24 protein-coding genes, 2 tRNA genes and 1 rRNA gene are annotated in these 25,859 nt (G+C 66.6%); 22 read left to right on the top strand and 5 right to left on the bottom strand.

Annotated features, from left to right (window positions below):
- The first annotated feature begins 33 nt into the window (after positions 1-33).
- The 3 genes from EU513_RS03555 (at position 34) to EU513_RS03545 (ending at position 1,301) form a co-directional block, all read left to right on the top strand.
- Positions 34-825 (top strand): methyltransferase domain-containing protein, encoded by a 792-nt coding sequence (locus tag EU513_RS03555; RefSeq protein ID WP_129624536.1) that lies wholly within the window; start codon positions 34-36, stop codon positions 823-825.
- Positions 822-1,181: a VOC family protein gene (locus tag EU513_RS03550; protein ID WP_129624535.1), complete on the top strand. Its 360-nt coding sequence runs from the start codon at positions 822-824 to the stop codon at positions 1,179-1,181. Before EU513_RS03555 ends, EU513_RS03550 begins: the two co-directional genes overlap by 4 nt.
- Before the next feature lie 41 nt (positions 1,182-1,222).
- Positions 1,223-1,301 (top strand) — tRNA-Gln (locus tag EU513_RS03545).
- A 91-nt stretch (positions 1,302-1,392) separates the two neighbouring features.
- Here EU513_RS03545 and EU513_RS03540 read toward each other — a convergent pair.
- Both EU513_RS03540 and EU513_RS03535 read right to left on the bottom strand, forming a co-directional pair.
- Complete coding sequence (locus tag EU513_RS03540; protein WP_129624534.1) at positions 1,393-2,409, bottom strand: SPFH domain-containing protein; 1,017 nt, start codon at positions 2,407-2,409, stop codon at positions 1,393-1,395.
- Between the two features lie 56 nt (positions 2,410-2,465).
- Positions 2,466-3,635: a CaiB/BaiF CoA-transferase family protein gene (locus EU513_RS03535; protein WP_129624533.1), complete on the bottom strand. Its 1,170-nt coding sequence runs from the start codon at positions 3,633-3,635 to the stop codon at positions 2,466-2,468.
- A 189-nt stretch (positions 3,636-3,824) separates the two neighbouring features.
- Here EU513_RS03535 and EU513_RS03530 point away from each other — a divergent pair, with 189 nt between their 5' ends.
- The 17 genes from EU513_RS03530 to EU513_RS03450 all read left to right on the top strand — a co-directional run bounded on the left by EU513_RS03530 (position 3,825) and on the right by EU513_RS03450 (position 21,122).
- Positions 3,825-4,469, top strand: coding sequence for a hypothetical protein (locus EU513_RS03530; protein ID WP_205744660.1), 645 nt, complete (start codon positions 3,825-3,827; stop codon positions 4,467-4,469).
- Positions 4,470-4,666: 197 nt separating this feature from the next.
- A complete protein-coding gene (locus EU513_RS03525) occupies positions 4,667-5,236 on the top strand; it encodes a hypothetical protein (protein WP_129624532.1) in 570 nt (189 codons plus the stop codon).
- Positions 5,233-5,478 carry a hypothetical protein gene (locus EU513_RS03520; RefSeq protein WP_129624531.1) on the top strand — a complete coding sequence of 82 codons (246 nt, stop codon included), beginning with the start codon at positions 5,233-5,235 and terminating at the stop codon, positions 5,476-5,478. Before EU513_RS03525 ends, EU513_RS03520 begins: the two co-directional genes overlap by 4 nt.
- 458 nt (positions 5,479-5,936) lie before the next feature.
- A complete protein-coding gene (locus EU513_RS03515; RefSeq protein ID WP_129624530.1) occupies positions 5,937-6,497 on the top strand; it encodes a hypothetical protein in 561 nt (186 codons plus the stop codon).
- A 508-nt stretch (positions 6,498-7,005) separates the two neighbouring features.
- Positions 7,006-8,454, top strand: a complete 1,449-nt coding sequence (glmU, locus tag EU513_RS03510) for a bifunctional UDP-N-acetylglucosamine diphosphorylase/glucosamine-1-phosphate N-acetyltransferase GlmU (RefSeq protein WP_129624529.1) — start codon at positions 7,006-7,008, stop codon at positions 8,452-8,454.
- Positions 8,455-8,458: 4 nt separating this feature from the next.
- On the top strand, positions 8,459-9,439 hold the full coding sequence (locus EU513_RS03505; RefSeq protein ID WP_129624528.1) for a ribose-phosphate diphosphokinase: 981 nt from the start codon (positions 8,459-8,461) through the stop codon (positions 9,437-9,439).
- 245 nt (positions 9,440-9,684) lie between these two features.
- Positions 9,685-10,392, top strand: coding sequence for a 50S ribosomal protein L25/general stress protein Ctc (locus EU513_RS03500; RefSeq protein ID WP_129624527.1), 708 nt, complete (start codon positions 9,685-9,687; stop codon positions 10,390-10,392).
- 100 nt (positions 10,393-10,492) lie between these two features.
- Entirely contained in the window at positions 10,493-11,089 is a 597-nt protein-coding gene (gene pth, locus EU513_RS03495) for an aminoacyl-tRNA hydrolase (RefSeq protein WP_129624526.1), read from the top strand.
- Between the two features lie 135 nt (positions 11,090-11,224).
- Positions 11,225-14,776 carry a transcription-repair coupling factor gene (gene mfd, locus EU513_RS03490; RefSeq protein WP_129624713.1) on the top strand — a complete coding sequence of 1,184 codons (3,552 nt, stop codon included), beginning with the start codon at positions 11,225-11,227 and terminating at the stop codon, positions 14,774-14,776.
- Positions 14,777-14,836: 60 nt separating this feature from the next.
- Complete coding sequence (locus EU513_RS03485; protein ID WP_129624525.1) at positions 14,837-15,349, top strand: hypothetical protein; 513 nt, start codon at positions 14,837-14,839, stop codon at positions 15,347-15,349.
- A 12-nt stretch (positions 15,350-15,361) separates the two neighbouring features.
- Positions 15,362-16,327 carry a MazG family protein gene (locus EU513_RS03480; RefSeq protein WP_129624524.1) on the top strand — a complete coding sequence of 322 codons (966 nt, stop codon included), beginning with the start codon at positions 15,362-15,364 and terminating at the stop codon, positions 16,325-16,327.
- A 101-nt stretch (positions 16,328-16,428) separates the two neighbouring features.
- On the top strand, positions 16,429-17,715 hold the full coding sequence (gene eno / locus EU513_RS03475) for a phosphopyruvate hydratase (RefSeq protein WP_129624523.1): 1,287 nt from the start codon (positions 16,429-16,431) through the stop codon (positions 17,713-17,715).
- Positions 17,716-17,951: 236 nt separating this feature from the next.
- Positions 17,952-18,356 (top strand): septum formation initiator family protein, encoded by a 405-nt coding sequence (locus EU513_RS03470; protein WP_168990125.1) that lies wholly within the window; start codon positions 17,952-17,954, stop codon positions 18,354-18,356.
- Positions 18,353-18,877 (top strand): DUF501 domain-containing protein, encoded by a 525-nt coding sequence (locus tag EU513_RS03465; protein WP_239701157.1) that lies wholly within the window; start codon positions 18,353-18,355, stop codon positions 18,875-18,877. Before EU513_RS03470 ends, EU513_RS03465 begins: the two co-directional genes overlap by 4 nt.
- On the top strand, positions 18,874-19,815 hold the full coding sequence (locus EU513_RS03460) for a Ppx/GppA phosphatase family protein (RefSeq protein ID WP_129624520.1): 942 nt from the start codon (positions 18,874-18,876) through the stop codon (positions 19,813-19,815). The genes EU513_RS03465 and EU513_RS03460 overlap by 4 nt, the downstream gene beginning before the upstream one ends.
- A 179-nt stretch (positions 19,816-19,994) precedes the next feature.
- Positions 19,995-20,067, top strand: a tRNA-Leu gene (locus tag EU513_RS03455).
- Between the two features lie 128 nt (positions 20,068-20,195).
- Entirely contained in the window at positions 20,196-21,122 is a 927-nt protein-coding gene (locus EU513_RS03450; protein WP_129624519.1) for a Bax inhibitor-1/YccA family protein, read from the top strand.
- A gap of 60 nt (positions 21,123-21,182) precedes the next feature.
- Here the strand turns inward: EU513_RS03450 and EU513_RS03445 are convergent, their stop codons facing one another.
- The 3 genes from EU513_RS03445 to EU513_RS03435 all read right to left on the bottom strand — a co-directional run bounded on the left by EU513_RS03445 (position 21,183) and on the right by EU513_RS03435 (position 23,818).
- Positions 21,183-21,416, bottom strand: coding sequence for a hypothetical protein (locus tag EU513_RS03445; RefSeq protein ID WP_168990124.1), 234 nt, complete (start codon positions 21,414-21,416; stop codon positions 21,183-21,185).
- 41 nt (positions 21,417-21,457) lie between these two features.
- Positions 21,458-22,681, bottom strand: coding sequence for an acetyl-CoA C-acetyltransferase (locus EU513_RS03440; RefSeq protein ID WP_129624517.1), 1,224 nt, complete (start codon positions 22,679-22,681; stop codon positions 21,458-21,460).
- Positions 22,682-22,747: 66 nt separating this feature from the next.
- A complete protein-coding gene (locus EU513_RS03435; protein ID WP_129624516.1) occupies positions 22,748-23,818 on the bottom strand; it encodes an SGNH/GDSL hydrolase family protein in 1,071 nt (356 codons plus the stop codon).
- A 146-nt stretch (positions 23,819-23,964) separates the two neighbouring features.
- Here EU513_RS03435 and EU513_RS03430 point away from each other — a divergent pair, with 146 nt between their 5' ends.
- Together EU513_RS03430 and EU513_RS03425 are read left to right on the top strand one after the other, a co-directional pair.
- On the top strand, positions 23,965-25,341 hold the full coding sequence (locus tag EU513_RS03430) for a cystathionine beta-synthase (RefSeq protein ID WP_129624515.1): 1,377 nt from the start codon (positions 23,965-23,967) through the stop codon (positions 25,339-25,341).
- A 438-nt stretch (positions 25,342-25,779) separates the two neighbouring features.
- Positions 25,780-25,859: ribosomal RNA gene (locus EU513_RS03425) — 16S ribosomal RNA — on the top strand; the annotation flags it as partial.

Below are 25,859 nucleotides of genomic sequence, written 5' to 3'. Positions count from 1 at the left end.
ATCTTGATATCAAGAGATCTGCGAGGGAAGCCGATGCGCTGGGACGCTGTGCAGTACGAGAAGTTCGATGATCACCGCACTCGCCCGTTCGTCGATCTGTTGAGTCGGATCCCGCTCGCTGACCCGGGTTCCATCGTCGACCTCGGCTGCGGGAACGGGCTGGCCACATTGTCGATGCTCGAACGCTGGCCGGACGCAAGGATCATCGGGATCGACTCCAGTTCGGACATGCTCGAGCAGGCGCGGGCGCATGACGGCGACGGTCGAGTGTCGTGGCTGAATGCCGATGTTGTGCAATGGGATCCGGATGTGTCTGTCGATCTGATCGTCACCAACGCCACGCTTCAGTGGGTGCCGGATCATGCATCTTTGATCGAGCGTTGGCTTGACGCTGCGTCGCAGGGAGCGGTGTTCGCGATGCAGGTGCCCGGGAACTTTGCTGCTGACTCGCATCGGATCATCCGGGAGGTCGTCTCGTCGCATTCACGAGCGCAGGAGCTGACGCCGCTCCTGCGGCACGACCCGGTACTCGAACCCGAGGAGTATGCGGATCTGCTCTCGACGCGCTGTGGTCACGTGGACGCGTGGGAGACCACCTATGTGCAGATCCTGGATCCCGCTGGAACGCAGGAGAATCCGGTGCTCGAGTGGGTGAAGGGCACGGCGCTGCGTCCGATCCTCGGTGCGCTTCGACCCGACGAGGTCGACCCGTTCCTCGCGAGCCTGGGTAACGAGTTGGCAGTCGCCTACCCGCGTCGCCCGTACGGTGTGCTGTTCCCTTTCCGACGCATCTTCGCGGTCGGCGCGAAAGGCGGTACACGATGACCGTTCTAGGCCTTCATCACGTGCAGATCGCTTGCCCCGCAGGGGCGGAGGATCGTCTGCGCGCGTTCTACGGCACCGTGCTGGGTCTGCCCGAGATCCCCAAGCCCCCGGTGCTCGCTGCGCGCGGGGGAGTGTGGTTCCAGGTGGGACCACAGGAGTTGCATTGCGGCGTCGAGGACGGCTTCATTCCCGCGCGCAAAGCGCACCCGTGCTTCCTGGTCGACGACCTGGACGCGGTTGCCGCCCGGATCGAAGAGTCCGGCGGCCCAGTGCGGCCGGACACGAACGTCCCGAACGTTCGCCGTTTTCATACCGACGATCCATGCGGCAATCGGATCGAGATTCAGCAGGTCTGACCTCGTCGGATACCCTGGACGCCGCGCCCGCTCGGGCGCATTCCCCGGTTGCTCTGCTGGCAGGGGCCGCCTGACTTTGAATCAGGATTAGCGACGAAGGTTCGATTCCTTCCCGGGGAGCGCGCGCAGCCAGCGCCGTACACGCCTCACGAGCCCCGCGAGCAATGCACGCGCCGTCCGCGAGATGTGCACGCCTACCCGTGGAGTAGTCCTACTTCGCCGAGCTCGGCACCACGACGGAAGATCCCGACGACGGCCAGCAGCTGAATCCGGCCGGCGGGGTGAACTTGCCCGACTCCAGCAGGTCGAAGCACTTGCTCACCAACACGTTCGGGTCCTTGCTCACCGAGTCGGCGAGCGTCTTGTTCGCCTGAGCCTGTTGCTTGCTGGTCTGCACCGACTGCGCCGCGATGCGCGTCTGAGCCACCTGCGAGAGCAGCGCGTTGACCTTCGACTGGGTATTGGCATCGAAGTGCATCACCGGGATGATCACCGACAACACCTCCACTTGGTCGCCGATCGTGCCACTCATCTCCTTCTGCACCTGCTGCGACAACGCTGCGAGTGCCGGAGCCTGCGAGACGCCGTTCTCGTCGACGGCCAGCGGGTCGTAGGAGTCCATCGCGGTGTTCAGCGCCGAACGCAACTCGCGCACGATGAGCGAGCCGCGAATGTTGCCGAAGTCGCGGTAGTCCTTGAACAACGCCTCCGTCGCCTGCTGCTTGATCCGCCAACGGATCGACACGTCGACGCACGCGGTCGCCTGGTGCGCAATGCGCACCTGCACGCAGGTCGAACCCTTGTCGGACTGTTCGTAGCTGTCGGTCTGGATCGCCGCGTCGATATCAGTGACCTTGTGCCAGGGCGCCTTGAGGTGCAGGCCGTTCGGCAACACGTTGACGGGTTTGCCGAAGCTGGTGACAACGCCGTACTCCTTGGTCGGCACCTGCACCAGGCACGACGAACCTGCCACCAGGAGAGTCAGCAATCCGCACACCGTGCTCGCCGCGAAAGCCATCCGGCTACGGCTGCGGAGCATTGCGCGTTCGCTGGGCGACTGGTGCTTGATCGGCAGGCTCTTTCGCCGTTCGCCGGCGGCGCGCGGAGCATCGTCCGAACCGTCGACCTCATCGGACGCCGATTTCGCTCGCCGACGCAAGCTCAGCCCGACGGCGAGCGCGATGACGGTCAGCAGCGCGAACAGGACGATGAAGATGGTGCTGCCCATCGAAGCCCCCTTGGTGTGTGGATCTCAGCTGAATCCTGCCTCACTGCGGAGGCAGATCAGTGCTCCCGTGCGGACGAAGGTGGCTGCGCTAGGTCGGGGGGCGGGGATTGGGTGCGAATCCCGCTGCGCGAGAAGCTGATCGGGTGACGCACCTGGCGCGGGTGGTCAGGACCGAGATGGACGGTGGGGTTGAGGCCCAGTTGCTCAGCGAGCTCGATCGCGGAGCCGATGTCGCCGACCTCGCCGGCCGGCACCCCGGCAGCCGTCAGACGCCTCACCCAACCGGATGCAGTGTCGCCTGCGAGTCCGGCTTCAAGTTCGGCAACCAGCTCAGCCCGGTGCGCTACCCGGGCGGGGTTGCTCGCAAACCGCGGATCGGTCGCCAGCTCCGGTCGGCCGATCTGCGCCGCCAACCGCGCGAACTGTCCGTCGTTCCCGCACGCAATCGCGATCGAACCGTCCGTGCACCGCAGCGATTCGTACGGGGCGATCGAGGGGTGGGCGTTGCCCATGCGGCCGGGTGAGCGGCCGGTCGTCAGGTAGGAGGACGTTTGGTTCACCAGCGAGCCGAGCAGGCTGGTCAGCAGACTGACCTCCACGAGTTGGCCCCGCCCGCTACGGTGGCGCTCCTGAAGCGCGGCGAGCACTCCGATCACCGCGTCCTTGCCGGTGAGCACGTCGACGAGTGCGACACCGACCTTCGTCGGTTCTCCGTCAGCCGCACCGGTGATGCTCATCAACCCGCCCACGGCCTGCACCAGAAAGTCGTAGCCCGCCATGCGAGCGCCTGCGCCCGAACCGAATCCGGTGATCGAGCAGTAGATCAAACCTGGGTTTTCGGCAGCCAACTGCTCGTACCCGAGACCGAGTCGATCCATCGTCCCGGTCGTGAAATTTTCCACCACAACGTCTGCTTCAAGAGCGAGTTGCCGTGCGATCTCCAGATGAGAGGGGTTCTTCAGATCGAGCGCGACGCTCCGCTTGCTGCGATTGACGCTCTCGAAATACGCCGAACCACGTGGCGTCCACGGCGGCCCCCACTGGCGCGTGTCGTCGCCCGTGCCCGGATGCTCTATCTTCACCACCTCGGCGCCGAGGTCGGCGAGCATCATCGTGGCCAGCGGTCCAGCAAGCACCCGGCTGAAGTCGGCGACCTTGATGCCCTCGAGCGGTGGGGTGGCGTCGAGCGCGGTCGTCGGCCTGGGGGAATCGTCCAACTCACTCATGCTGTCCTCCACGCGTTCGGTCTCGGAATGTCAGCCTGCCGCAGCCATGCCGGTCGACGCGAACCGGCGGAGGGTGGCCGAAGTGCCACCCGGACGGGTGCCTCATCCGGCCGACGCGGCCTGCGCCGCGCCAATAGGCTCGGGAGCGACCGGACGCGTGAGCCGGGCAGGTAGTGGCAGGTGGTGGCAATGAACTCGAAATCTTCCGGGCGCGCGCTCGACCAAGATCCGCCCGATGACCGAAGCGGCGGCGAGCACCGCATCCCACCGGCGCTCGCGGTCGTGCTCGCGGCGGTCGCTTACGCCACCTTGCCCAGTGAAATCCGCTTCGGGCCGCGCTTGGTCGTGCCCGGCCTCGAACTGCTGCTGCTCATGGCGCTGCTTTGGACCAATCCGTTGCGGATGAACCGGCACACCCGCTTGTCCAGAGCCGTCTCGGTGGTCCTTGCCTGCCTGATCATCGCCGCGAATTTGACCGGCCTCGGTCTGCTGCTCGCCACGCTGCCCGACGAAAAGGCGTCCGGCACTGCGCTGCTCATCGGCGGCATGCAGGTGTGGTTGACCGGCGTCATCGGCTTCGCCCTTTTGTACTGGGAACTCGACCGCGGTGGGCCGGTAGCGAGACGGCGGGTGACGCGCGAGGAACTCCCGCCCGCCGACTGGCGCTTCTCTCAGGACGAGAACCGGGAGACGGTCGCTGAAGTGCGCGCCTCGTCGAGCGAGACCGCAGGTTGGATGCCTACCTTCGTCGACTACGCCTACATGTCCCTCACCAACTCCAGCGCATTCAGCCCGACCGACACGATGCCGTTGTCGGCGCGGGCAAATGTCTGATGGGTCTGCAGGCATCGGCCGCGTTGTTCACCAGCCTGCTGGTCGTGGCCCGGGCCGTCGGATCACTCGGCGGCGGGGGCGGCTGAGCGGGGTCACCGTCTGCTTCGGGGAGGAAGAGAGCACAGGCTGTCACGCCATAGCATCGTCGCTCGGAGGCCTGGCCTCGAGCCGGCTCCCCGAACCCCAGGAGTTGTCGCGTGACTGCTGTGCCCGTAGCCGTGATCGTGCTCGCCGCCGGTGACAGCACCCGCATGAAGTCCGACCTCAACAAGATGCTGCACGCATCGTGCATGACCTCGACCCGGCATCGCTCGGCCTGTCGACGTGCTCGTATCCCGACCCCGCCACGGGTCGACCCTGAGCCGCTGACCGGCCGCCCGTCTCCTCCCGGTGCGCGGCCGGTCATCCAACCGAAGGAACCACCCATGACCGACCCGACCGCAGCCGCTGAACTCGCAGCGTTGCCGTACTACGTCCGAGCGCACGTCCAGATAATGCGCGGGTACTTCGTGTGGACGGGTGCCATGACCGGGCCCGACGCGTCGCAGCCCCGTGCATGGGATCCCGAGCTTCGCCGGCTCGTGACCGTCTCGCGCCACGTCTTCGAAATCACCCGGGGCCGACCCGTCGACCGCGCCCGTGTCGTCCTCCGACGTTGCGGGAACCCGCGATGCGTCCGACCTAGGCACCTCGTGACCGCTTGGCGTGGCGAGCACCGGGCACCGATCATCGTCGGTCGTGCGTTGGCCCGACGGTGGCCGTCGTGACCGCATCGACGCTGACCGAGTCGCAGCAACGCGCCGCCGAGATGCTTGCCGTTGGTGGCGACCCGGGATCCGCTGCCGTCGCCGTGGGCGTGTCCGCGCGGACGCTGCGACGGTGGCGGGCCATGCCCGAGTTCGCCGAAGCGATCGGAACCGCTGCCGCTGACACGTTCGCCGAAGCCCGAACGGCCGTGCTCGGTGCCGCCGTTGCCGCAGCGACAACCGCCCGCGCGCAATCGAACTGATCCTGGCGACGAGAACCCACCCGGTGGCCAGGCTCAGGGTCAGCGAGACCGACCTGCTCCCGCGGGACGGAATGCGTGGTGTTCCGGCGGTGGTCCACGGTCCGGTCGCCGACGGCGGCTGGCGAATCGGTCCGCCGGGTGCTGACCTGGCGGCGTCGACCGTCCGGACGGCATGCTGTCGGTGGGGCTCAGTAGCCCTGGTCGCCGACTGCCAGCTGAGATGCGTATCTCGAAATGTGAGCGTAATGGCCTCCTCGACGCACGCACGTCTGTCTGAATACCACTGGCATACAACAGTATTCGACTGATCAGGTAAGCCTTCGTGACGTCGACGACTTCGGCATCGACCTGAAACAACGACTTGGAGTAGTAGTTGGTTTGTCAACTACTATCGAACGTAGGAACATAGTGATCAGCCCCGAGAACAACCTGGGATCACTTTGAAGAAGGAAACTCCCATGCGCAGTGCGCTCGATCGTCTCGTCTCCTGGTTCGGCTTCGCCCTCGCCGCCGTCCTGCTCGTCGCTGGTGCCCTGCTGGCCTACGGCTCCTCGTTCATCAACAACAACGTGGAGGAGCAGCTGAGCCAGCAGAACATCACCATGCCGGCGAAGGACCGCCTCGAGACCCCCGAGCAGAAGGCCGCCCTGGAGAAGTTCGCCGGTCAGAAGATGACCACCGGCGACCAGGCCAAGGCTTTCGCCGACCAGTACATCCTCGTCCACATGAACACTCAGTCGAACAACAAGACCTACGAAGAGGTCAGCAGCGAGTACATGAAGGCCAACAAGTCGGCCCCGAACGCCGAAGAGACCAAGAAGCTCGGCGAACTGCGCCAGTCGCTGTTCATGGGCAACACCCTGCGCGGCATGCTGCTGAACGCCTACGCCTTCGGCACCATGGCCAAGGTCGCTCTGTGGGCCGCGATCGGCGCCTTCCTCGGAGCGCTCGTTTTCCTGGTGCTGGCCCTGATGGGTCTGCGTCACGCCAAGCGCGTCGCGCGTCCGGCCACCGCCTGATCAGCAGCACTCCGAACGGTCCGGCCCCCACTCGGGGGGCCGGACCGTTACTCATTGTTCGAGGATGCCTGGTCCGTCTCTTCACCTGATGCAGTGCGGTCCGTGCTTGCGTAGTCTCGCGGACCTTCGTGCGGCTCGTGTCCCGAGTCGGCTGCTGACGGGGTACCTTCCTCGGTTCCCGGAGTCTGGTCGGCGCCGGCGTCCGGCACCGCCATCGAGGTCTCCGAGATCTGGCCATCGTTGTCGCTGGACACCATGTCTGCTCCTGTTCGTCGGTCGGTCCAGCCAACTACATCGACCGGCACAGATGTGCTCGCGGAGACACTTCGATCGCTGCCTGGCTGCAGAATCGGGGAAGTCCTTGCACCTACGACCGGGATGCCGACTCCACTCGCTGCGTGATCGGGCATGACCCGACCGACCGAGCGCGAACGAACGGCAGGTGACGGAGCGGTAGCATCGGCCTCGGAACGAGACCACCCTCCCGACCGCATTCAGGAGTCTCCGCGTGCGCGCACCCCTTGCAGCCGTCATTGTCATGTCCGCCGGTGACGGCACTCGGATGAAGTCGAACATCAACAAGGCTCTGCACCGCATCGGTGGACGGACCCTCGTCGGTCACGCGGTGAGCGCGGCTTCCGGTGCGGGCGCCGAGCACGTCGCCGTCGTGGTCCGGGCGCAGGGCGAGAAGGTCGCCGCCGCAGCTCGGGAGGCTCTGCCCGAGATCGTGGTCGCGTTCCAGGACGACATCTACGGCACGGGGCGCGCAGCCGAGTGTGGTCTGCTGGCGCTCCCGGAACACCTGCACGGCACCGTCATCGTGACCACCGGTGACACCCCGTTGCTCGAGGCCGGCACGCTCCGCCACCTGGCCGAAACCCACGCCGACAACGACGCCGCCGTCACCGTGATCTCCGGAATCCTCAGCGACGCAGCGGGATACGGGCGAATCGTGCGCGATGAGTCCGGCGACGTCGTCGCGATCGTCGAGCACAAGCAGTGCACCCCGGAGCAGTTGGAGATCCGTGAGTTCAACTCGGGCATCTTCGCCTTCGACGCCGATCTGCTGCGAGAGGCGCTCGCGAGCCTCGGGATCAACGAAGCCGCGGGGGAGAAGTACCTGACCGACGTCGTCGAGTTCGCCGTCTCCCGGGGGCGGCGCGTGATCGCCGATGTGCTGACCGACCTCGTTCAGGCCGAAGGCGTCAACGACAAGGCCCAGCTGGCCAAGCTCGGCCGCGAACTCAACCGCCGCCTGCTCGACAAGCTGATGCGCGAGTCGGGTGCGATCGTGGTCGATCCCGAGTCCACCTGGATCGACGCGGACGTCACCGTCGGACGCGACACCGTGATTCACCCCGGCTGTCAGTTGCAGGGCGCCACCACCGTCGGCGAGAACTGCGAGATCGGTCCGGACACCACGCTCAAGGACGCCGAGGTCGGTGACGGCGCCAGCGTCGTCCGTGCGCATGTCGACCTCGCGGTGATCGGCGCGGACGCCACCGTCGGTCCGTACTCCTACCTGCGTCCGGGCACCGAACTGGGCACCGGCGGCAAGATCGGCGGGTTCGTGGAGACCAAGAACGCCAAGATCGGTGACGGCGCCAAGGTGCCGCACCTGACCTACTGCGGCGACGCGACGATCGGTGAGGGCGCCAACATCGGGGCGGGCACGATCTTCGCCAACTACGACGGGGTGGCCAAGCACCACACGAACGTCGGGGCGCACAGCTTCGTCGGATCCGACTCGGTGCTGATCGCGCCGGTCACCATCGGCGACGGCGCGTACGTCGGTGCCGGTTCCGCGGTCGAGAAGGACGTCGAGCCCGGACAGATCGCGGTGGCCCGCGGGCGCCAGCGCAATATCGACGGTTGGGTGGAGCGCCGCCGTGCCGGAACCAAGACGGACGAGGCTGCCAGGGCCGCCCGTGCACGCAGCACCACTGAAGGGAACTGAACACATGAGCGGAATGAAGGCCACCACCGAGAAGAACCTGATGGTCTTCTCCGGCCGTGCTCACCCCGCGCTGGCGCAGGCGGTCGCCGACTCGCTCGGCACGACGCTCGTGCCGACCGAGGCGCGCGACTTCGCCAACTCCGAGACCTACGTGCGATTCGACGAATCGGTCCGTGGCTGTGACGCGTTCGTCATCCAGTCGCACACCGCACCGATCAACCACAACATCATGGAGCAGCTGATCATGGTGGACGCGCTCAAGCGCGCCTCCGCCAAGCGCATCACCGTGATCACGCCGTTCTACGGCTACGCCCGCCAGGACAAGAAGTCCCGGGGTCGTGAGCCGATCAGTGCGCGTCTGATGGCCGACATGTTCAAGGTCGCCGGAGCGCACCGCCTCATGGCGGTCGACCTGCACACCGACCAGATCCAGGGCTTCTTCGACGGTCCGGTCGACCATCTGCAGGCGCTGCCGATCCTCACCGATTACGTCGGCAAGAAGTACGAGGGCGAGGATCTCGCGGTCGTCTCCCCGGACGCCGGCCGCATCAAGGTCGCCGAACAGTGGAGCAAGCGTCTCAACGGGGCGCCGCTGGCGTTCATCCACAAGACGCGCGACGTCACGCGTCCGAACCAGAGTGTCGCCAACCGGGTGATCGGAAATGTCGAGGGCCGCACCTGCGTGCTGGTCGACGACATGATCGACTCCGGCGGCACCATCTGCAACGCGGCCGAGGCTCTCATGAACGACGGGGCGGCCGGCGTGATCATCGCGGCTACGCACGCCATCTTCTCCGGTCCCGCGGTGGAGCGACTGCGGGACTCGGTGGCCCGCGAGGTCGTCGTCACCGACACCCTGCCGATCACCCCGGAGAAGCAGTTCGACAAGCTCACCGCGCTGTCGATCGCGCCGCTGCTGTCCGAGGCGATCCACCAGGTGTTCGAGGACGGCTCGGTCACCTCGATGTTCGACGGACTCGGCTGACCGATCGTATTTGGGCGTATTTGGCGGGTGCGGGCCGCGCCCGTAGGATGGTCGGCGTTGCCTCGGCGAGGGACGTCGCGTGCGTATGCAGGCGGTCCGTGATCGACGCGGTGGAATCAGCTCCATCGAGCAGTGCTCGACGTCGAGCCTTCTACCCGTAGCGTCACGGAACCCACCTGTGTCCCGCGCGAGCTTCCCGTGCCGAGGGGACGACCCTCATCCCGACTCCCGCTAAGGAACAGATCATGGCCAAGGAAATCAGCCTCCGCCTCGAGGCGAAGGACCGTACCGAGTTCGGCAAGGGCGCGGCTCGCCGCATCCGTCGCGCCGACCAGATCCCGGCCGTTATCTACGGCCACGGCGCCGACCCCGTGCACATCACCCTTCCGGGCCACGCCACGATGCTCGCGCTGAAGAACCCGAACGCCGTTCTGACCATCGTGATGCCGAACGGTGAGGAGCAGCTCGCTCTCGCCAAGGACGTCCAGCGTGAGGTGCTGCGTCCGTTCATCGAGCACATCGATCTGGTCACCGTCCGCAGGGGCGAGAAGGTCACCATCGACGTCCCCGTGCACGTCGAGGGCGAGGCTGCTGTCGAGACCAACGTCATCGTCGAGAACAGCGTCCTGTCTGTCGAGGCAGACGCGCTGGCCATCCCGGAGTCGTTCACCGTCTCCGTCGAGGGTCTCGAGGCCGGCTCGCAGATCCTGGCCAAGGACGTCGAGCTCGGTTCGGGCGTCACCCTGATCGCCGACGAGGAACTGCTCGTCGTCAACGTCACTCAGCAGGTCTCCGCCGAAGCGCTGGAAGCCGAGCTTGCCGAGGCCGAGGCCGAGGCCGGCATCGAGCACGAGGAGTCCGACGAGGAGGCCGCCGAGGACGAGTCCACCGCGGGCGAGGGCGACGGCGAAGAGAAGTCCGAGGGCGAGGGCGACAAGGGCGAGGACGCCTGACCTTCACCTCATCGGTTGCGGCCCGGGTATCCACTGGATGCCCGGGCCGCAGTGCATTTCGGGTGCACGTTCGGCGCTCCCCACCCACCGGGCATACTGACTGCCCGTGGAACCTTGGCTCATCGTCGGACTCGGCAACCCCGGCCCCGAATACGCCGGCAACCGGCACAACGTCGGCGTCATGGTGATCGAGGAGATCGCTCGACGCACCGGTTCCACCCTCAAGGCGCACAAGGCGCAGGCCCTCGGTGCGTCCGTGCGTCTCCCGCAGCCCTCCGGTGCTCCCGGTGGTCCGGCCGCGATCATCGCCCGTCCGACGACGTACATGAACGTGTCCGGCGGCCCGGTGAAGTCACTGATGAACTTCTTCAAGGTGCCGGTCGAGAAGCTGATCGTGATCCACGACGAACTGGACATCGACTTCGCCGACGTGCGCCTGAAGAAGGGTGGCGGTGAAGGCGGGCACAACGGATTGCGTTCGATATCAAGCGCATTGGGCACCAAGGACTACCTGCGGGTGCGCGTCGGTATCGGCCGACCGTCCGGACGACAGGATGTCGCCGGCTTCGTGCTGAAAGATTTCAACGCCACCGAGAAGAAGGAACTGCCCTTCCTCATCGACGATGCAGCGGACGCCACACAGACCTTGGTCGACCTCGGGCTCGCCGACGCGCAGAACAAGGTCCACGCACGCTGAGCCGGCCGTTCCGGGCTGTCTGTTCACCCGGCTGACAGGCGTAGAATGGGTGCTCAACCCCTGGTCATTTCCTGATCCGGGGCGTTCTGTGTTGTCTGCCCGAAGGGTCCCTACGCTGTGAGTGCGCTGCAACCGATGCTCGACCTGCTCGCTCAGGACGAGGGGGTCAAGCGAGTTCTGGGTCATCGCGGCAACGCGAACATGGTCGACATCGCATCGGCACCCGGCCTGCGCCCGCCGTTGCTCGCGCTGATGAACACGATCGGCGCGCGGACGCCGCTGCTCGTCGTGACCGCCACCGGCCGTGACGCGGGCGACATGGTGACCGCGCTGCGCGGCCTGATCGGCGAGGACAAGGTCGCAGAGTTCCCCAGTTGGGAGACCCTCCCGCACGAGCGGCTGAGCCCACGCTCTGACACCGTCGGACGCCGATTGGCCGTTCTGCGCCGGCTCTCGCACCCCGACCAGAACGACGTCACTCACGGAGCCCTCGACGTCGTGGTCGCGAGCGTGCGGGCGGTCATGCAACCCATCGCCAAGGGCCTGGGCGACCTCGTGCCGGTGAGCCTTGTCGCCGGTCAGGACGCCGAACTCGAGGACGTCGTCAAGGCGCTCGTCGACGCCGCGTACACCCGCACCGACCTGGTCGAACGCCGTGGCGAGTTCGCGGTGCGCGGAGGCATCCTGGACGTCTTCCCGCCCACCGAACAGCACCCGTTGCGCGTCGACTTCTTCGGGGACACGGTCGATGAGATCCGTTGGTTCAAGGTCGCCGACCAGCGTTCGATGGAGATCGCCGAACAAGGACTGTGGGCACCGCCGTGCCGTGAACTGCTGCTCACCGACGACGTACGCAAGCGGGCCGCGGTGCTCGCCAAGCAGTTGCCCGGTGTTGCCGACATGCTGCACAAGGTCGCCGAGGGCATCTCGGTCGAGGGCATGGAGTCACTGTCCCCGATCCTGCTGGGCGACAAGATGGAGACCATGCTCGACGTGCTGCCGCAGGGCACTCACGTCGTGCTGTCCGACCCCGAACGCGTCCGTACCCGTGCACACGACCTCGTCGCGACCAGCAACGAGTTCCTGGAGGCCAGCTGGTCCAACGCCGCTGCCGGCAATGTGATCCCGGTCGACCTGCAGAGCGTGCTCGGCACCGCCTCCTACTGGTCCTTGGTCGAACTGCGCGACCACGCCCTCGATCACGGACTGCCGTGGTGGTCCATGTCGTCGTTCGCGACGGATGAGGAACTCATCGAGTTCAGCGAGGACGAGATGCCGGGGGAGCGGGTCACGATCCGCACCGAGGAGGTGCCGCAGTACCGCAGCGACACCGAGGCCGCCATCGCCGACATCCGCACCTGGGCGGCAGCGGGTCTGCGGACACTGATCCTCACCGACGGTCCGGGTCTTGCCAAACGCGTTCGCGAATTGCTGATCGAACACGAGGTGCCGCTCGACGAGCACCTCACCGAGGGACGCGTCACGACCGCCGTGGCTACCCTCGGGCGTGGATTCGCGCTGCCGTCAAGCGAATTCGTGTTGGTCACCGAGTCCGACCTGATCGGTTCGAACCAGCCCGGAGGCGGTTCCACCAAGGACATGCGCCGCATGCCGTCGCGTCGACGCAACCAGGTCGACCCGCTGCAACTTCGCCCAGGAGACTTCGTCGTCCACGAACAACACGGTGTCGGCAAGTTCGTCGAGATGATGCAGCGCACTGTCGGCGGCGCGACCCGCGAGTACCTCGTGCTGGAGTACGCGCCGTCCAAGCGCAACCAGCCCGGGGACCGGTTGTTCGTCCCGACCGACCAACTCGACCAGATCACCCGGTACGTCGGCGGCGAGGCGCCCACCCTCAACAAGATGGGCGGATCCGACTGGCAGACAACCAAATCCAGGGCGCGTCGACACGTCCGCCAGATCGCCGGCGAACTGATCCGGCTCTACTCGGCACGCATGGCCACCCCCGGCCACGCATTCGCCACGGACACCCCGTGGCAGCGCGAACTGGAGGACGCGTTCGCGTTCGTCGAGACGCCCGACCAGCTGTCGTCGATCGACGAGGTCAAGGCCGATATGGAGAAGACCGTGCCGATGGACCGCCTGATCTGCGGCGACGTCGGCTACGGAAAGACCGAGATCGCCGTCCGCGCCGCGTTCAAGGCGATCCAGGACGGCAAGCAGGTCGCTGTGCTCGTCCCGACGACGCTGTTGGTCAAGCAGCACTTCAGCACCTTCTCCGAGCGGTACGCCGGCTTCCCGGTCACCGTCAAGGCACTCTCGCGTTTCCAGAGCGACAAAGAAGCGCGCGAGGTCATCGACGGATTGGCAAGTGGCGCAGTCGATCTCGTGATCGGTACACACCGGTTGCTCAGCAAGGAGATCCAGTTCAAGGATCTCGGGCTGGTTGTGGTCGACGAGGAGCAGCGCTTCGGGGTCGAGCACAAGGAGCAGCTCAAGCAGATGCGGACGGCGGTCGACGTGCTCGCGATGTCGGCCACGCCGATCCCCCGAACGCTCGAGATGGCGGTCACCGGGATCCGTGAGATGTCCACGCTCGCAACACCGCCCGAGGAGCGGCACCCGGTGCTGACCTTCGTCGGTGCCTACGACGAGAAGCAGATCGTCGCCGCGATCCGACGTGAACTGATGCGCGAGGGACAGGTCTTCCTGGTCCACAACAAGGTGCAGACGATCGAGAAGACCGCCTCTCGACTGCGCGAACTCGTGCCCGAGGCCCGCATCGGTACCGCCCACGGAAAAATGTCCGAGAACCGTCTGGAGGACGTCGTCGTCGACTTCTGGGAGCGGCGCCTCGACGTACTCGTCTGCACCACGATCGTCGAGACCGGGCTCGACATCTCCAACGCCAACACCCTGATCGTCGAACGCTCCGACGTTCTCGGTCTGTCCCAGCTGCACCAGTTGCGTGGACGCGTCGGACGCGGGCGCGAGCGCGCGTACGCCTACTTCCTCTACCCGACAGAGAAGCCGCTCACCGAAACTGCGCACGACCGGTTGCAGACCATCGCACAGCACACCGACCTCGGGGCGGGCATGCAGGTGGCGATGAAGGACCTCGAGATCCGTGGCGCGGGAAACCTGCTCGGCGGCGAACAGTCGGGCCACATCGCGGGCGTCGGGTTCGACCTGTACGTCCGCATGGTCGGTGAGGCCGTCGCCGATTTCCGCGGGGACGAACCCGATCGCGGCCCGGCCGAGATCAAGATCGAACTCCCGGTCGATGCCCACCTGCCGCACGACTACGTGCCCGGGGAGCGGCTGCGTCTGGAGGCGTACAAGAAGCTCGCGACGGTCACCACCGAGGACGAACTCGCCGAGATCGCAGAGGAACTCCTCGACCGTTACGGTGCACCGCCCGAGCCCGTGCAGCACCTGCTCGAGGTCGCACGACTGCGCGTGCTGGCCCGTCAGGCAGGTATCGGCGACGTAGGGACGCAGGGCAAGTTCATCCGGTTCGGTCCGGTGGAGTCTCTTCCGGAGAGCCGGCAGCTGCGGCTCGAGCGGCTGTACAAGGGCGCGAAGCTCAACCCGGCACTGAAGACCATCCTGGTGCCGGCGCCGATGACCAGCCCGGTCGGCGGCAAGCCGGTGCGCAACACCGAAGTGCTGCAGTGGGCGGCGCACTTCATCCGCAGCATCCTGCTGGACGACCCCAAGGGCTGATCGGTGCAGTCACACCTTCGTGGCAAGATGAAGCCGCTCGATCATCCCGGAGAGGAACCCATGTCCCGTCGCACGATGCGCGTCACCACCGCTGTTGCAGCTCTGGCTGTCGCGACCGCACTTTCCGGGTGCGGCACGTCCCCCGGCACCGCCGCCAGTTACCGGGGCGAGAAGGTCACCACCGAACAGGTGCAGGACGCGGTCACCGACATCACCAAGGAAGCACCGAGCTCCAACTTCGACGGCACGTCCGCCGCTGTGTTCATGGTGCTCGGTCCGCAGATGGAACAGATCGCCAAGAAGTACGGCGTCTACTCCTCGGTCGATGCCGCGAAGGCAGCGTTCAAGACCGTCAAGGACCCTTCGCAGTCCGCGATCCGCACCGTCCAGGGAAGCATGCACTTCTCCAATCTGCGCGAGTCTCAGCAGGGCGGCCCCGCGCTGCAGAAGCTGTTCAAGGACGCCGACGTGAAGCTCAACCCGCGCTACGGCACGTGGAAGAAGGGCGAGGGTCCGGTCTCCCAGACCGGCAACTGGATCAAGCAGGGCGCACCGCAGGAGCAGGCGCGCTGATCGGGCAACCCGGTGCCCGGTGACAACGCCGGCAGCCTGACGCTGCTGGTCACGAGTCCGCGTGTCCCGGCCGGCGTGCTGACGCGAGACGCCTGGCGTGCACTCGACGAGGCCGACCTCGTGCTGGCCGGCTCGGTCGACGACCCGGTGGCCAGCGCGATCGCGAGCTCCGGTGTCGCCGTCGAGGATTCACAGGCCGCATCGACGATGGAGCTCGGTCGCGAGCTCGCGCAGCGCGCAGTCGGGCAGAAGGTCGTCTGGATCGTCTCCCCGGACGGAGATCCCGGGCTCACCGATGCGCTCGCCGGCGAACTGACCCGGGCGGCCGATCCTGCCCCGGTCGAGATGCTCGTCGGCTCGTGGGACCAACCCGGCGCTCGCCTTGCCGACGCCGTGGCCGTGATGGACACCCTTCGCTCGCCCGGCGGTTGTCCCTGGGATGCGCAGCAGACCCATGAGTCCCTGGCCAAATACCTGCTCGAGGAAGCTCACGAGACCGTCGAGGCCATCGACTCCGCGGATCGAACGCATCTGCGCGAGGAACTCGGCGACGTCCTGCTGCAGGTGCTGTTCCACTCCCGTATCGCCGCCGACGACCCGGACGACCCTTGGGACATCGACGACGTCGCAGCAGCCTTGGTGGACAAGCTGATTCGGCGTCACCCCCACGTTTTCGCCGACGGGGACGCGTCCACGCCCGAAGAGGTCGAGGCGGCCTGGGAGCAGATCAAGGCGGCGGAGAAGGCCGAGCGTGCGGACAGTGAGACGCCGCTGCTCGAAGGCGTCCCCAAGTCGCTGTCGACCCTCATCGTGGCCGACAAGGTGCTCGCGCGTCGCGAGCGCGCCGGTCACCAGGATGTGCCCACGGGGGACGGAATCGGCGACCGGCTGCTCGCTCTCGTGGCTCGGGCGCGCGCCGAGGGCGTCGACGCCGACCAGGCTCTGCGGAACGCCGTCCGCCGCCTCGCTTCCGGCTGAGCCGGCTGCCACAGGCATCGAGCCTGTCGCTACCTGCCCGTAGAACCGCACGCCGTTAGGGTGGAGTCGTATCCGTGACTTCCATAGTTCAGGAGCCTGTCTTGGCCAGCATTGACGCCATCATCGCCCGCGAGATCCTCGATTCCCGCGGTAACCCGACCGTCGAGGTGGAGGTCGTCCTGGACGACGGCGCCCTCGGCCGCGCGGCGGTTCCGTCCGGAGCGTCCACCGGTCAGTTCGAGGCCGTCGAGCGCCGCGACGGGGACAAGAAGCGTTACCTCGGCAAGGGTGTCGAGGACGCCGTCGACTCCGTCGTCGAGCAGCTTGCGCCGGCCCTGCTCGGTTACGACGCCGACGAGCAGCGCCTCATCGACACCGAGATGATCGAACTGGACGGCACCCCCAACAAGGGCAAGGTCGGCGCGAACGCCATCCTCGGCGTCTCGCTCGCGGTCGCCAAGGCGGCAGCGGAGTCGGCCGGCCTGCCACTGTTCCGTTACGTGGGCGGCCCGAACGCCCACGTGCTGCCGGTCCCGATGATGAACATCCTCAACGGTGGAGCGCACGCCGACTCCAATGTCGACATCCAGGAGTTCATGATCGCCCCGATCGGCGCCGACTCCTTCCGTGAAGGTCTGCGCTGGGGCACCGAGGTCTACCACGCCCTCAAGAAGGTGCTGCACGACAAGGGGCTGTCCACCGGCCTCGGCGACGAGGGTGGCTTCGCCCCCAACCTGGAGTCCAACCGCGCCGCACTCGACCTCATCATCGAGGCGATCAAGGCCGCCGGTTACGAGCCGGGCAAGGACATCGGGCTCGCGCTCGACGTCGCGGCCAGCGAGTTCGGCGACAAGAAGGGCTACACCTTCGAGGGCAAGAAGAAGTCCTCGAAGGACATGATCAAGTACTACGCCGAGTTGGTCGACGCGTACCCGCTGGTCTCGATCGAGGACCCGCTGGACGAGGAGGACTGGGACGGCTGGGCGGCCATGACCGCCGAACTCGGCGACAAGGTGCAGCTGGTCGGCGATGACCTGTTCGTCACCAACCCCGAGCGCCTGCAGCGCGGTATCGACACCGACACCGCGAACGCGCTGCTGGTGAAGGTCAATCAGATCGGCTCGCTCACCGAGACGCTGGATGCCGTCGACCTGGCCCACCGCAGCGGCTACCGCTGCATGATGAGCCACCGCAGCGGTGAGACCGAGGACGTCACGATCGCCGACCTCGCCGTCGCCACCAACTGCGGCCAGATCAAGACCGGCGCTCCGGCCCGTTCCGACCGCGTCGCGAAGTACAACCAGCTGTTGCGCATCGAGGAGGAGCTGGACGACGCCGCGAAGTACGCCGGCGGCGCCGCCTTCCCACGTTTCGCCAAGAAGAAGTGATGAACCGGCTCGGGCGTCGTTCGCGGCGCCCGAGCCGAGTCACACCCTGACCCGACCGATCCACAGATTCGACGAAAGTTGTTCCGATGACTCGCGATTCGCGACCCGCCGGTCGAAACACCGGCCGTGACCGCGGTAGGTCGACGTCTCGTCCTGCCGCCGCGCGACGGGGCAGCACGCGTCCGGAACACCGCGACGCCTCGCGCGGCAGTTCGGCCACCGGTCGTCTCGCCGCGATGCGCGAGCGCACTCGTCGGCGTCCGCAGTCGATGAAGAGGATGACGATCCTCGGTGTCCTGCTGCTATTCCTTACCGTGATCATCACGCCCACGCTGAACAGTTACCTGCAGCAGAAGCACCAGATCAACGAGCTCGGTGCGCAGGTCACCCAGAAGCAGAAGGACGTCTCCACCAAGGAGACCGAACTGAAGAAGTGGACGAACGACCCAAAGTTCGTCAAGCAGCAGGCACGTGACCGCCTCGGCTTCGTCAGCCCGGGAGAGACGCTGACCGTCCTCGTCGACGAGAACGGCAAGCCGGTCGGCACCGTCGACCCGTCGGGAAAGAAGGTCTCCACCAACCCCTGGTACGGCCAGGTGTGGCAGTCGACACTCGCGGCCAACCGGGGCGACAAGAAGTGACCGCAGAGAGCCACCCCGACATCGACCGAGCGGATCTGGACGCCGTCGAACGCCAACTCGGACGCCTGCCGCGGGGTGTCGTCGAGATCGCCGGGCGCTGCCCGTGCGGCTGCCCGACCGTCGTCCGCACCCTGCCGCGGCTGCCGGACGGCACGCCGTTCCCGACCTCGTTCTACGCGACTTGCCCGCGCCTGACCGGAGCGATCAGCACGCTCGAGGCGAACGGGATGATGCGCGAGATGACGCAGGAACTCAAGGACGATCCCGAACTCGCCGCCGCCTACCGCGCGGCCCACGACGACTACCTGCGTCGCCGCACCGAGCTCGGTCAGGTCGAGGAGATCGACGGCATCTCCGCCGGCGGGATGCCCGACCGGGTGAAGTGCCTGCACGTGCTGGTCGCTCACTCGATCGCCGTCGGACCCGGCGTGAATCCATTGGGGGACAAGGCTCTTGCCGCACTGCCGAACTGGTGGGAGAACGGCTGCTGTTCCAACATCGACCACCGGGAGAACGCATGAGGGTCGGCGCCGTCGACTGTGGCACGAACTCGATCCGACTGCTGGTCGCCGACATCGACGACGGCGTGCTGACCGATGTCGAGCGCACGATGCGCATCGTGCGCCTGGGGCAGGGCGTCGACATCACCGGTCGCATCACCGATGACGCGATGGAACGCACCCTCGACGCCGCGAACGACTACGCCAAGGTCTGCGAACAACTCGACGTGGAGGCGGTGCGCTTCGTCGCGACGTCCGCCTCCCGTGATGCGTCCAACGCGCAGGACTTCATCGCCGGAGTGCGCGCGGCCTTCGCCGTGTATGGCATCGCCCCGGAGGTCGTCTCCGGGCTCGAAGAAGCCTCGCTGTCCTTCCGTGGCGCCACCGGCGATCTCATCGCCCAGGACGCTGCGTCGCCATACCTCGTCGTCGACCTCGGCGGCGGCTCGACCGAGTTCGTGCGCGGCACCGACGAGGTGGAGCGTTCGATCTCGATGGACATCGGATGCGTCCGGATGACCGAACGCCACCTGAAGTCCGACCCGCCCACCCCGGACGAGATCGAGGGCGCGTTGCGCGACATCAACACCGCGATCGACGAGGCGCAGGACGCGGTCGGATTCGACGGCATCGGGTCGCTGGTCGGTCTCGCCGGGTCCATCACCACGATCACCGCGAACGCATTGCACCTGCCGACCTATGACAAGTCAGCGATCCACGGCGCACGTATCCCGATCGGGGACGTCGAACGCTCTGCCACCGAACTGCTGACCGCGACCCGGGAGCAGCGGGCGGCCATGCCGTTCATGCATCCCGGCCGGGTCGACGTCATCGGCGCCGGGTCCCTGATCTGGCGCACCATCGTCCAGCGGGTCAGTGAGCACAGCGCGATCGAGCACACGGTCACCAGCGAGAAGGACATCCTCGACGGAATCGCCCTCTCCATCGCGAACAACTGAGTGCCCCGACCGGACTCGAACCGGGATGTTTTCTACCGGCTCCTGCGCCGGTCGTGGTCGGAGCTCGTTCCTCGCGCCGACCACGAGGCGCCCCGCCTGCGCGAGCCTGGCCGTGTGGTCATCCAGGTGCCACCACTGGCATGGCAGGGCAGCTCGCACTGACCGTCTAATCTGTGTCTGCCCCCGTAGCCCAATGGCAGAGGCAGGCGCCTTAAAAGCGCTTCAGTGCGGGTTCGAGTCCCGTCGGGGGCACTGTCTCGAGGCGGTCACAATCCACAATCGCGGTGTGCGTGGGGATGATTTCGCACATCCGAACGCTTTACTTGTGTAGAGAACTGAGCCCACACCCCGTGGGACGCGATCATCGACGGAGGAGAGCGATGGCAACCAACCCGGTGTTCGACCGGTTCGAGAAAGACATGCAGCGCGGTGAGTATGCCGGTTTCGGCAACCGCCAGCAGCCGCAGTACGGACAGTACGGCCAGGGCGACCCCTATGCGGGTCCGCAGAACAGCCAGCAGGCTTACGGAACGCCGGGCCAGTACGGACAGATCAACCCGAACGCGATGCAGCAACCGCAGGCTCCCGGCTACGGCAGCCCTGAGTTCGGAGCGCCGATGGCACCGGAGGCCACCGGTCGGCGGATGACGCTCGACGACGTCGTCGCCAAGTCGCTCGGCCTGTTCGGTCTGCTGTTGATCAGCGCCGGTGCGGGTTGGATGGTCGCGGCCAACAACCGTCCGGCCGGCATGGCGATCTGGATGGGCGGCATGATCGCCGGCATCGTCCTGGGCTTCGTGATCAGTTTCAAGAAGACGATCTCGGTGCCCCTGATCGTGGCCTACGCGGTCATCGAAGGCGCCTTCCTCGGTGCGATCAGCCAGTTCTTCAACACGATGTTCGACGGCGTCGTCCCGCAGGCGGTGCTGGCGACCCTGTGCGTGTTCGCCGGCATGTTCGCCGGCTGGAAGTTCGGCCTGATCAAGGTCAACGACCGCACCCGCAAGATCTTCGGCTTCGCCGCGCTCGGCTACTTCCTGTTCGCCATGGTCAACCTGGTGCTGCAGTTCACCGGTGTCCTCGACCAGTTCGGGTTCTTCAGCATGGGCACCTTCGGCATGATCCTGTGCCTGTTCGCTGTCGCCCTTGCGTCGTACTCGCTGGCGATCGCGTTCGACACCATCCAGTACGCCGCCAATGCCGGTGTGCCGGAGAAGACCTCGTGGCTGCTGGCTCACGGTCTGATCGTGTCGATCGCGTGGCTCTACCTGGAGTTGCTGCGGCTGCTCGCGATCAGCCGCGACTGATCACCACCGCATCAAGAAGGCCCGCACCATTTTTGGTGCGGGCCTTCTTCGTCGGTGCGTTCAGCCGATGGCGTGACGCAGTCGGAGGAGTTCCTGCGCCGCCGCGTCGCCGTGCCCGGACGCGGACGCGTCGTACGCCGCGACCTTCAACTGGTCCATGGTCGCGACCGGTCCCAGCTCCGCGAAGTCGTCGGTCGGGCCGCTGAGGTCGAACAACGCACGTGCCGACGCACGAACCCGCGGACACAGCGCGGACGCGCGGTCCAACGGCAGCTGTTGCCACCGTCGGACCACGCGTCCGAGTTCGAGGCGTACCGCCTCGGGTCTGGGGTCGATCAGGACAGACGCTCGTAGATGATCGCCATGCCCTGGCCGCCACCGACACACATGGTCTCCAGACCGTAGGTGCCGTCGACGGTCTGCAGGCCGTTGAGCAGCGTCGTCGTGATGCGGGCGCCGGTGGAGCCGAACGGGTGGCCGAGGGCGATCGCGCCACCGAACTTGTTCAGCTTGTCGAAATCCATGCCTAGGTCGTCGGCCGAGGGCAGCACCTGAGCGGCGAACGCCTCGTTGATCTCGTAGAGGTCCATGTCGCCGATCGTCATACCGGCGCGCTTCAGCGCCTGCTTGGACGCCTCGACCGGGCCGAGGCCCATGATCTCGGGGGAGAGGCCCGAGACGCCGGTGGAGATGACGCGAGCGAGCGGCGTCAGACCCAGTTCCTTGGCCTTGGTGTCACTCATGACGACGACCGCTGCGGCGCCGTCGTTCAGCGGGCAGCAGTTACCTGCGGTGACGGTGCCGTTCTCCCGGAACACCGGCTGCAGGCTCGAGACCTTCTCCAGGGTGACGCCGGCACGTGGACCGTCGTCGGTGGAGACGACGGTGCCGTCAGCCAGGGTCACCGGCGCGATCTCGCGCTCGAAGAAGCCGTCCTTGATGGCCTGCTCTGCACGGTTCTGGCTCGAGACGCCCCACTCGTCCTGGCGCTCCCGGCTGATGCCGCGGGAGGTCGCGACGTTCTCGGCGGTCTGGCCCATCGCGATGTAGACGTCGGGCAGCATGCCCTCGTCGCGCGGGTCGGTCCAGGGGGTGTTCTCGGCTGCGATCTTCGCCGTGCGAGCCACGGAGTCCTTGAACTTGGAGTTCTGGATGTCCTCGCGCGACGAACCGGCGCTGGAGAAGTCGAGGTAACGGCTCACGCACTCGACGCCCGCGGAGACGAAGATGTCACCTTCGCCGGCCTTGATCGCGTGGTACGCCATGCGCGTGGTCTGCACCGATGAGGAGCAGAAGCGGTTGACGGTCGCACCGGGGACGGTGTCGAGGCCGGCCAGCACCGCGACGACGCGTGCCATGTTGTTGCCGTGCTCGCCCCAGGGCTCGGCGCAACCGAGGTAGAGGTCGTCGATCAACGTCGGGTCGAGATTCGGCACCTTGGCCAGTGCGGCCTGGACGACCTGGGTCGCGAGGTCGTCCGGGCGGACGTCCTTCAACGAACCCTTGAATGCGCGACCGATCGGCGTGCGGGCGGTCGAGACGATGACTGCTTCGGGCATGGGTCCTCCGATGTCGGTGGGTTCACGGCACGCGCGGGCGCGGTGGTGCCGGGGCTTCCTCCGAGTCTACGACTCGGTAACGTCCGATGTGACGGGCGTCTCGTGGTCGCTCATCCCGGTCACGGATGCGTCCGGCGCAGGCGGTTCGACGGCGGCCGGAAGCGGTTCATGGTGGCGTCGCAACAGCACCGCCCAGCGTCCGCGGTGGCCCGACTCCTGTCCGCCGATCGCGGTGGCGCTGACCTCGGTTCCCGGATCTCGCACGGCTCGCATCGCCGCGACGGAGACCGGACCGATGCTCTCTCCGCGGCGGCGATCGGGCGCACGGCCGGTGTCGGTCGAGGCCTGGCCGAGCGCGTCCAACACGGAGGGGATCAACGCCGATGCCGCGCGCGCGTAGCCGGCTGCGGAGGGATGGAAGCGGTCCTTGCTGAACATCACCGACGGCGTCTGCTCGAACTCGTGACCGAGCAGGTCGCCGAGGGACACCGTGCGGCCGCCGTGCTCGACGACCGCGACGGTCTGGGCTGCGGCGAGGTCACGCGACCACTTGCGGGTCAGGAAGCGCAACGGCTGGGGGACGGGTTCGATCACTCCGAGGTCGGGACAGGTGCCTACGACGACCTCGCACCCGACCGCGCGCAAGGCTGCGACGGCCGCGGCGAGGTGGCGTATCGAGGTGGCGCGCTGGACACTGCGCGTGACGTCGTTCGCGCCGATCATGATCAGCGCGACGTGCGGTCGGTCGACAAGTTCGAGGGCGCGCTCCACCTGGGCGCCGAGGTCGGTCGAGATCGCTCCGACGGACGCGACGTTGGTCAAGTGCACCGGACGTCCCGCAATGGCGGCAACCGCGGTGGCGACGATCGCACCGACGGTCTGGGTCGACCGGTCGGCACCCATCCCCTTGGCGGTGGAGTCGCCGACCACGAGCAACTCGACCGGCGCGCCGGGTGCGTGCCCGTAGGTGCCGGAGTCCTCCGGCGCTCCTTCGAAGGGCTGGCCGACGACCCGACGGGCGATCATCGCCTCGATCCGCAGCAGCCCGTACGCGCCAAGACCGACACCTGCCAGGCCGGCGGCCCCGATCGATCCTGCGTACGCCGCAGTGGAAGCGATCTTGCGTGCCCCGGTCATGCCTCACCCCGTTCGATTCGGTTGCTTCGCTTTCGGTGGATCCTCTCACCACGGGTCCCCGGACGCGTGCTCACAGGTCAACGTCCCGCAGCCGGGCGACGTGACCGCTACTTCGTATTCCGACCACGATGTGAGACATTCGCGGCATGAAGTATGCGGAGCACATCGTGGACCTCGTCGGCGGCACACCCCTCGTCAAGCTCAACAGCGTCACCGACGGCGTCGCGTGCACGGTGCTGGCCAAGGTCGAGTACATGAACCCGGGCGGGTCGGTGAAGGACCGCATCGCGCTCAAGATGGTCGAGGCTGCCGAGGCGTCGGGAGAGTTGCAGCCGGGTGGCACCATCGTCGAGCCCACCTCAGGCAACACGGGGGTCGGTCTGGCCCTCGTCGCACAGCGCAAGGGCTACAAGTGCATCTTCGTCTGCCCGGACAAGGTCAGCGAGGACAAGCGCAACGTGCTGCGCGCCTACGGGGCGGAGGTCATCGTCACCCCCACGTCAGTGGCGCCTGAGCACCCGGACTCCTACTACAGCGTGTCGGACCGCATCGCCCAGGAGACCGAGGGTGGTTGGAAGCCGGATCAGTACTCCAACCTGAACGGGCCCGCGTCGCACTACGAGACGACCGGCCCGGAGATCTGGAACGACACCGACGGCAGGATCACCTCCTTCGTCGCCGGCATCGGCACCGGAGGCACGATCACCGGCACCGGCCGCTACCTGCGTGAGATCTCCGCCGATCGGGAAGGCGGACGGGTCCGGATCATCGGCGCGGACCCCGAGGGCTCGGTGTACTCCGGGGGCACCGGACGGCCCTACCTGGTGGAGGGCGTGGGTGAGGACATGTGGCCGCGTGCCTACGACCCGAAGGTGGTCGACGACGTGATCGCCGTGAGCGACGCCGAATCCTTCGAGATGACGCGCCGGTTGGCCCTGGAGGAGGGCCTGCTGGTCGGCGGGTCGTGCGGCATGGCCGTCGTGGCCGCGTTGCGTCACGCGAAGGACTTGCCCTCCGACGCGGTCGTGGTCGTCCTGCTTCCCGACTCCGGGCGGGGATACATGTCGAAGATCTTCGACGACAACTGGATGTCCTCGTACGGCTTCATGCGGGGGCAGGAGAGCCGCACGGCCGGCGATGTGCTGGCGGCCAAGAGCGGCGACATGCCTGCGCTCGTCCACACCCACCCGAACGAAACCGTGCGGGACGCCATCGAGATCCTGCGCGAGTACGGCGTCTCGCAGATGCCGGTCGTGAAGGCCGAGCCGCCCATTATGGCCGGAGAGGTCGCCGGCTCCGTGAGCGAGCGTGCACTGCTGGATGCGATCTACGCCGGCAAGGCCCACCTCGCCGACTCCGTCGAGAAACACATGGAGCCGGCGCTTGCGTTGGTCGGTGCTGGCGAACCGGTCGAGCACATGCGCGCACAGCTGGCCGAGAGCGACGCCCTGATGGTCGTGGACGGCGGTAAACCGATCGGCGTGCTGACCCGTGCGGATCTGCTGGGCATCCTGGCCGCCTGACGTACTGGTTTCGTCGGGGTGCGCCCAGGTGCGATCAAGCGAAAACAGCCTCTGACCTGCGGATTTGGAAGTTTCCGCGATGGTCACCTAATGTTTACGACGTCAGCCCGACAGGGAGGCGGGAACACCGGAAGGTGGGGCCGCACCGCAGGCTGGCAGGCCGGTTTGACTCTCGCCTAGAGCGGAGCTAAGCTGGACACTCCTTCCGGAGCCAAGCGCGCGAGGATCCACGGATCTGACGCCCAAGATTCGGAAGAACCAGAAAATCAGCTTGAAAGAAGATGCTTCATCGCATTTTCGACGATGTCTGATCGTTTCTTGAGAACTCAACAGCGTGTCGAGTGATTGATGCCAAATGTTTGTTTGGTTGAGATTGTACTCAGTAGCATTTTTTATGGATGCTCTTGATCAATTTCGGCCAGGATGGTTTTTCTGTTTTTTACGGAGAGTTTGATCCTGGCTCAGGACGAACGCTGGCGGCGTGCTTAACACATGCAAGTCGAACGATGAAGCTCCAG

It is taken from the genome of Yimella sp. RIT 621, from assembly GCF_004146205.1.
Taxonomy (GTDB): Bacteria; Actinomycetota; Actinomycetes; order Actinomycetales; family Dermatophilaceae; genus Yimella; species Yimella lutea.
The sequence above is the reverse complement of the archived record's forward strand: the minus strand, read 5'-3'. Positions and strand labels throughout refer to the sequence as shown.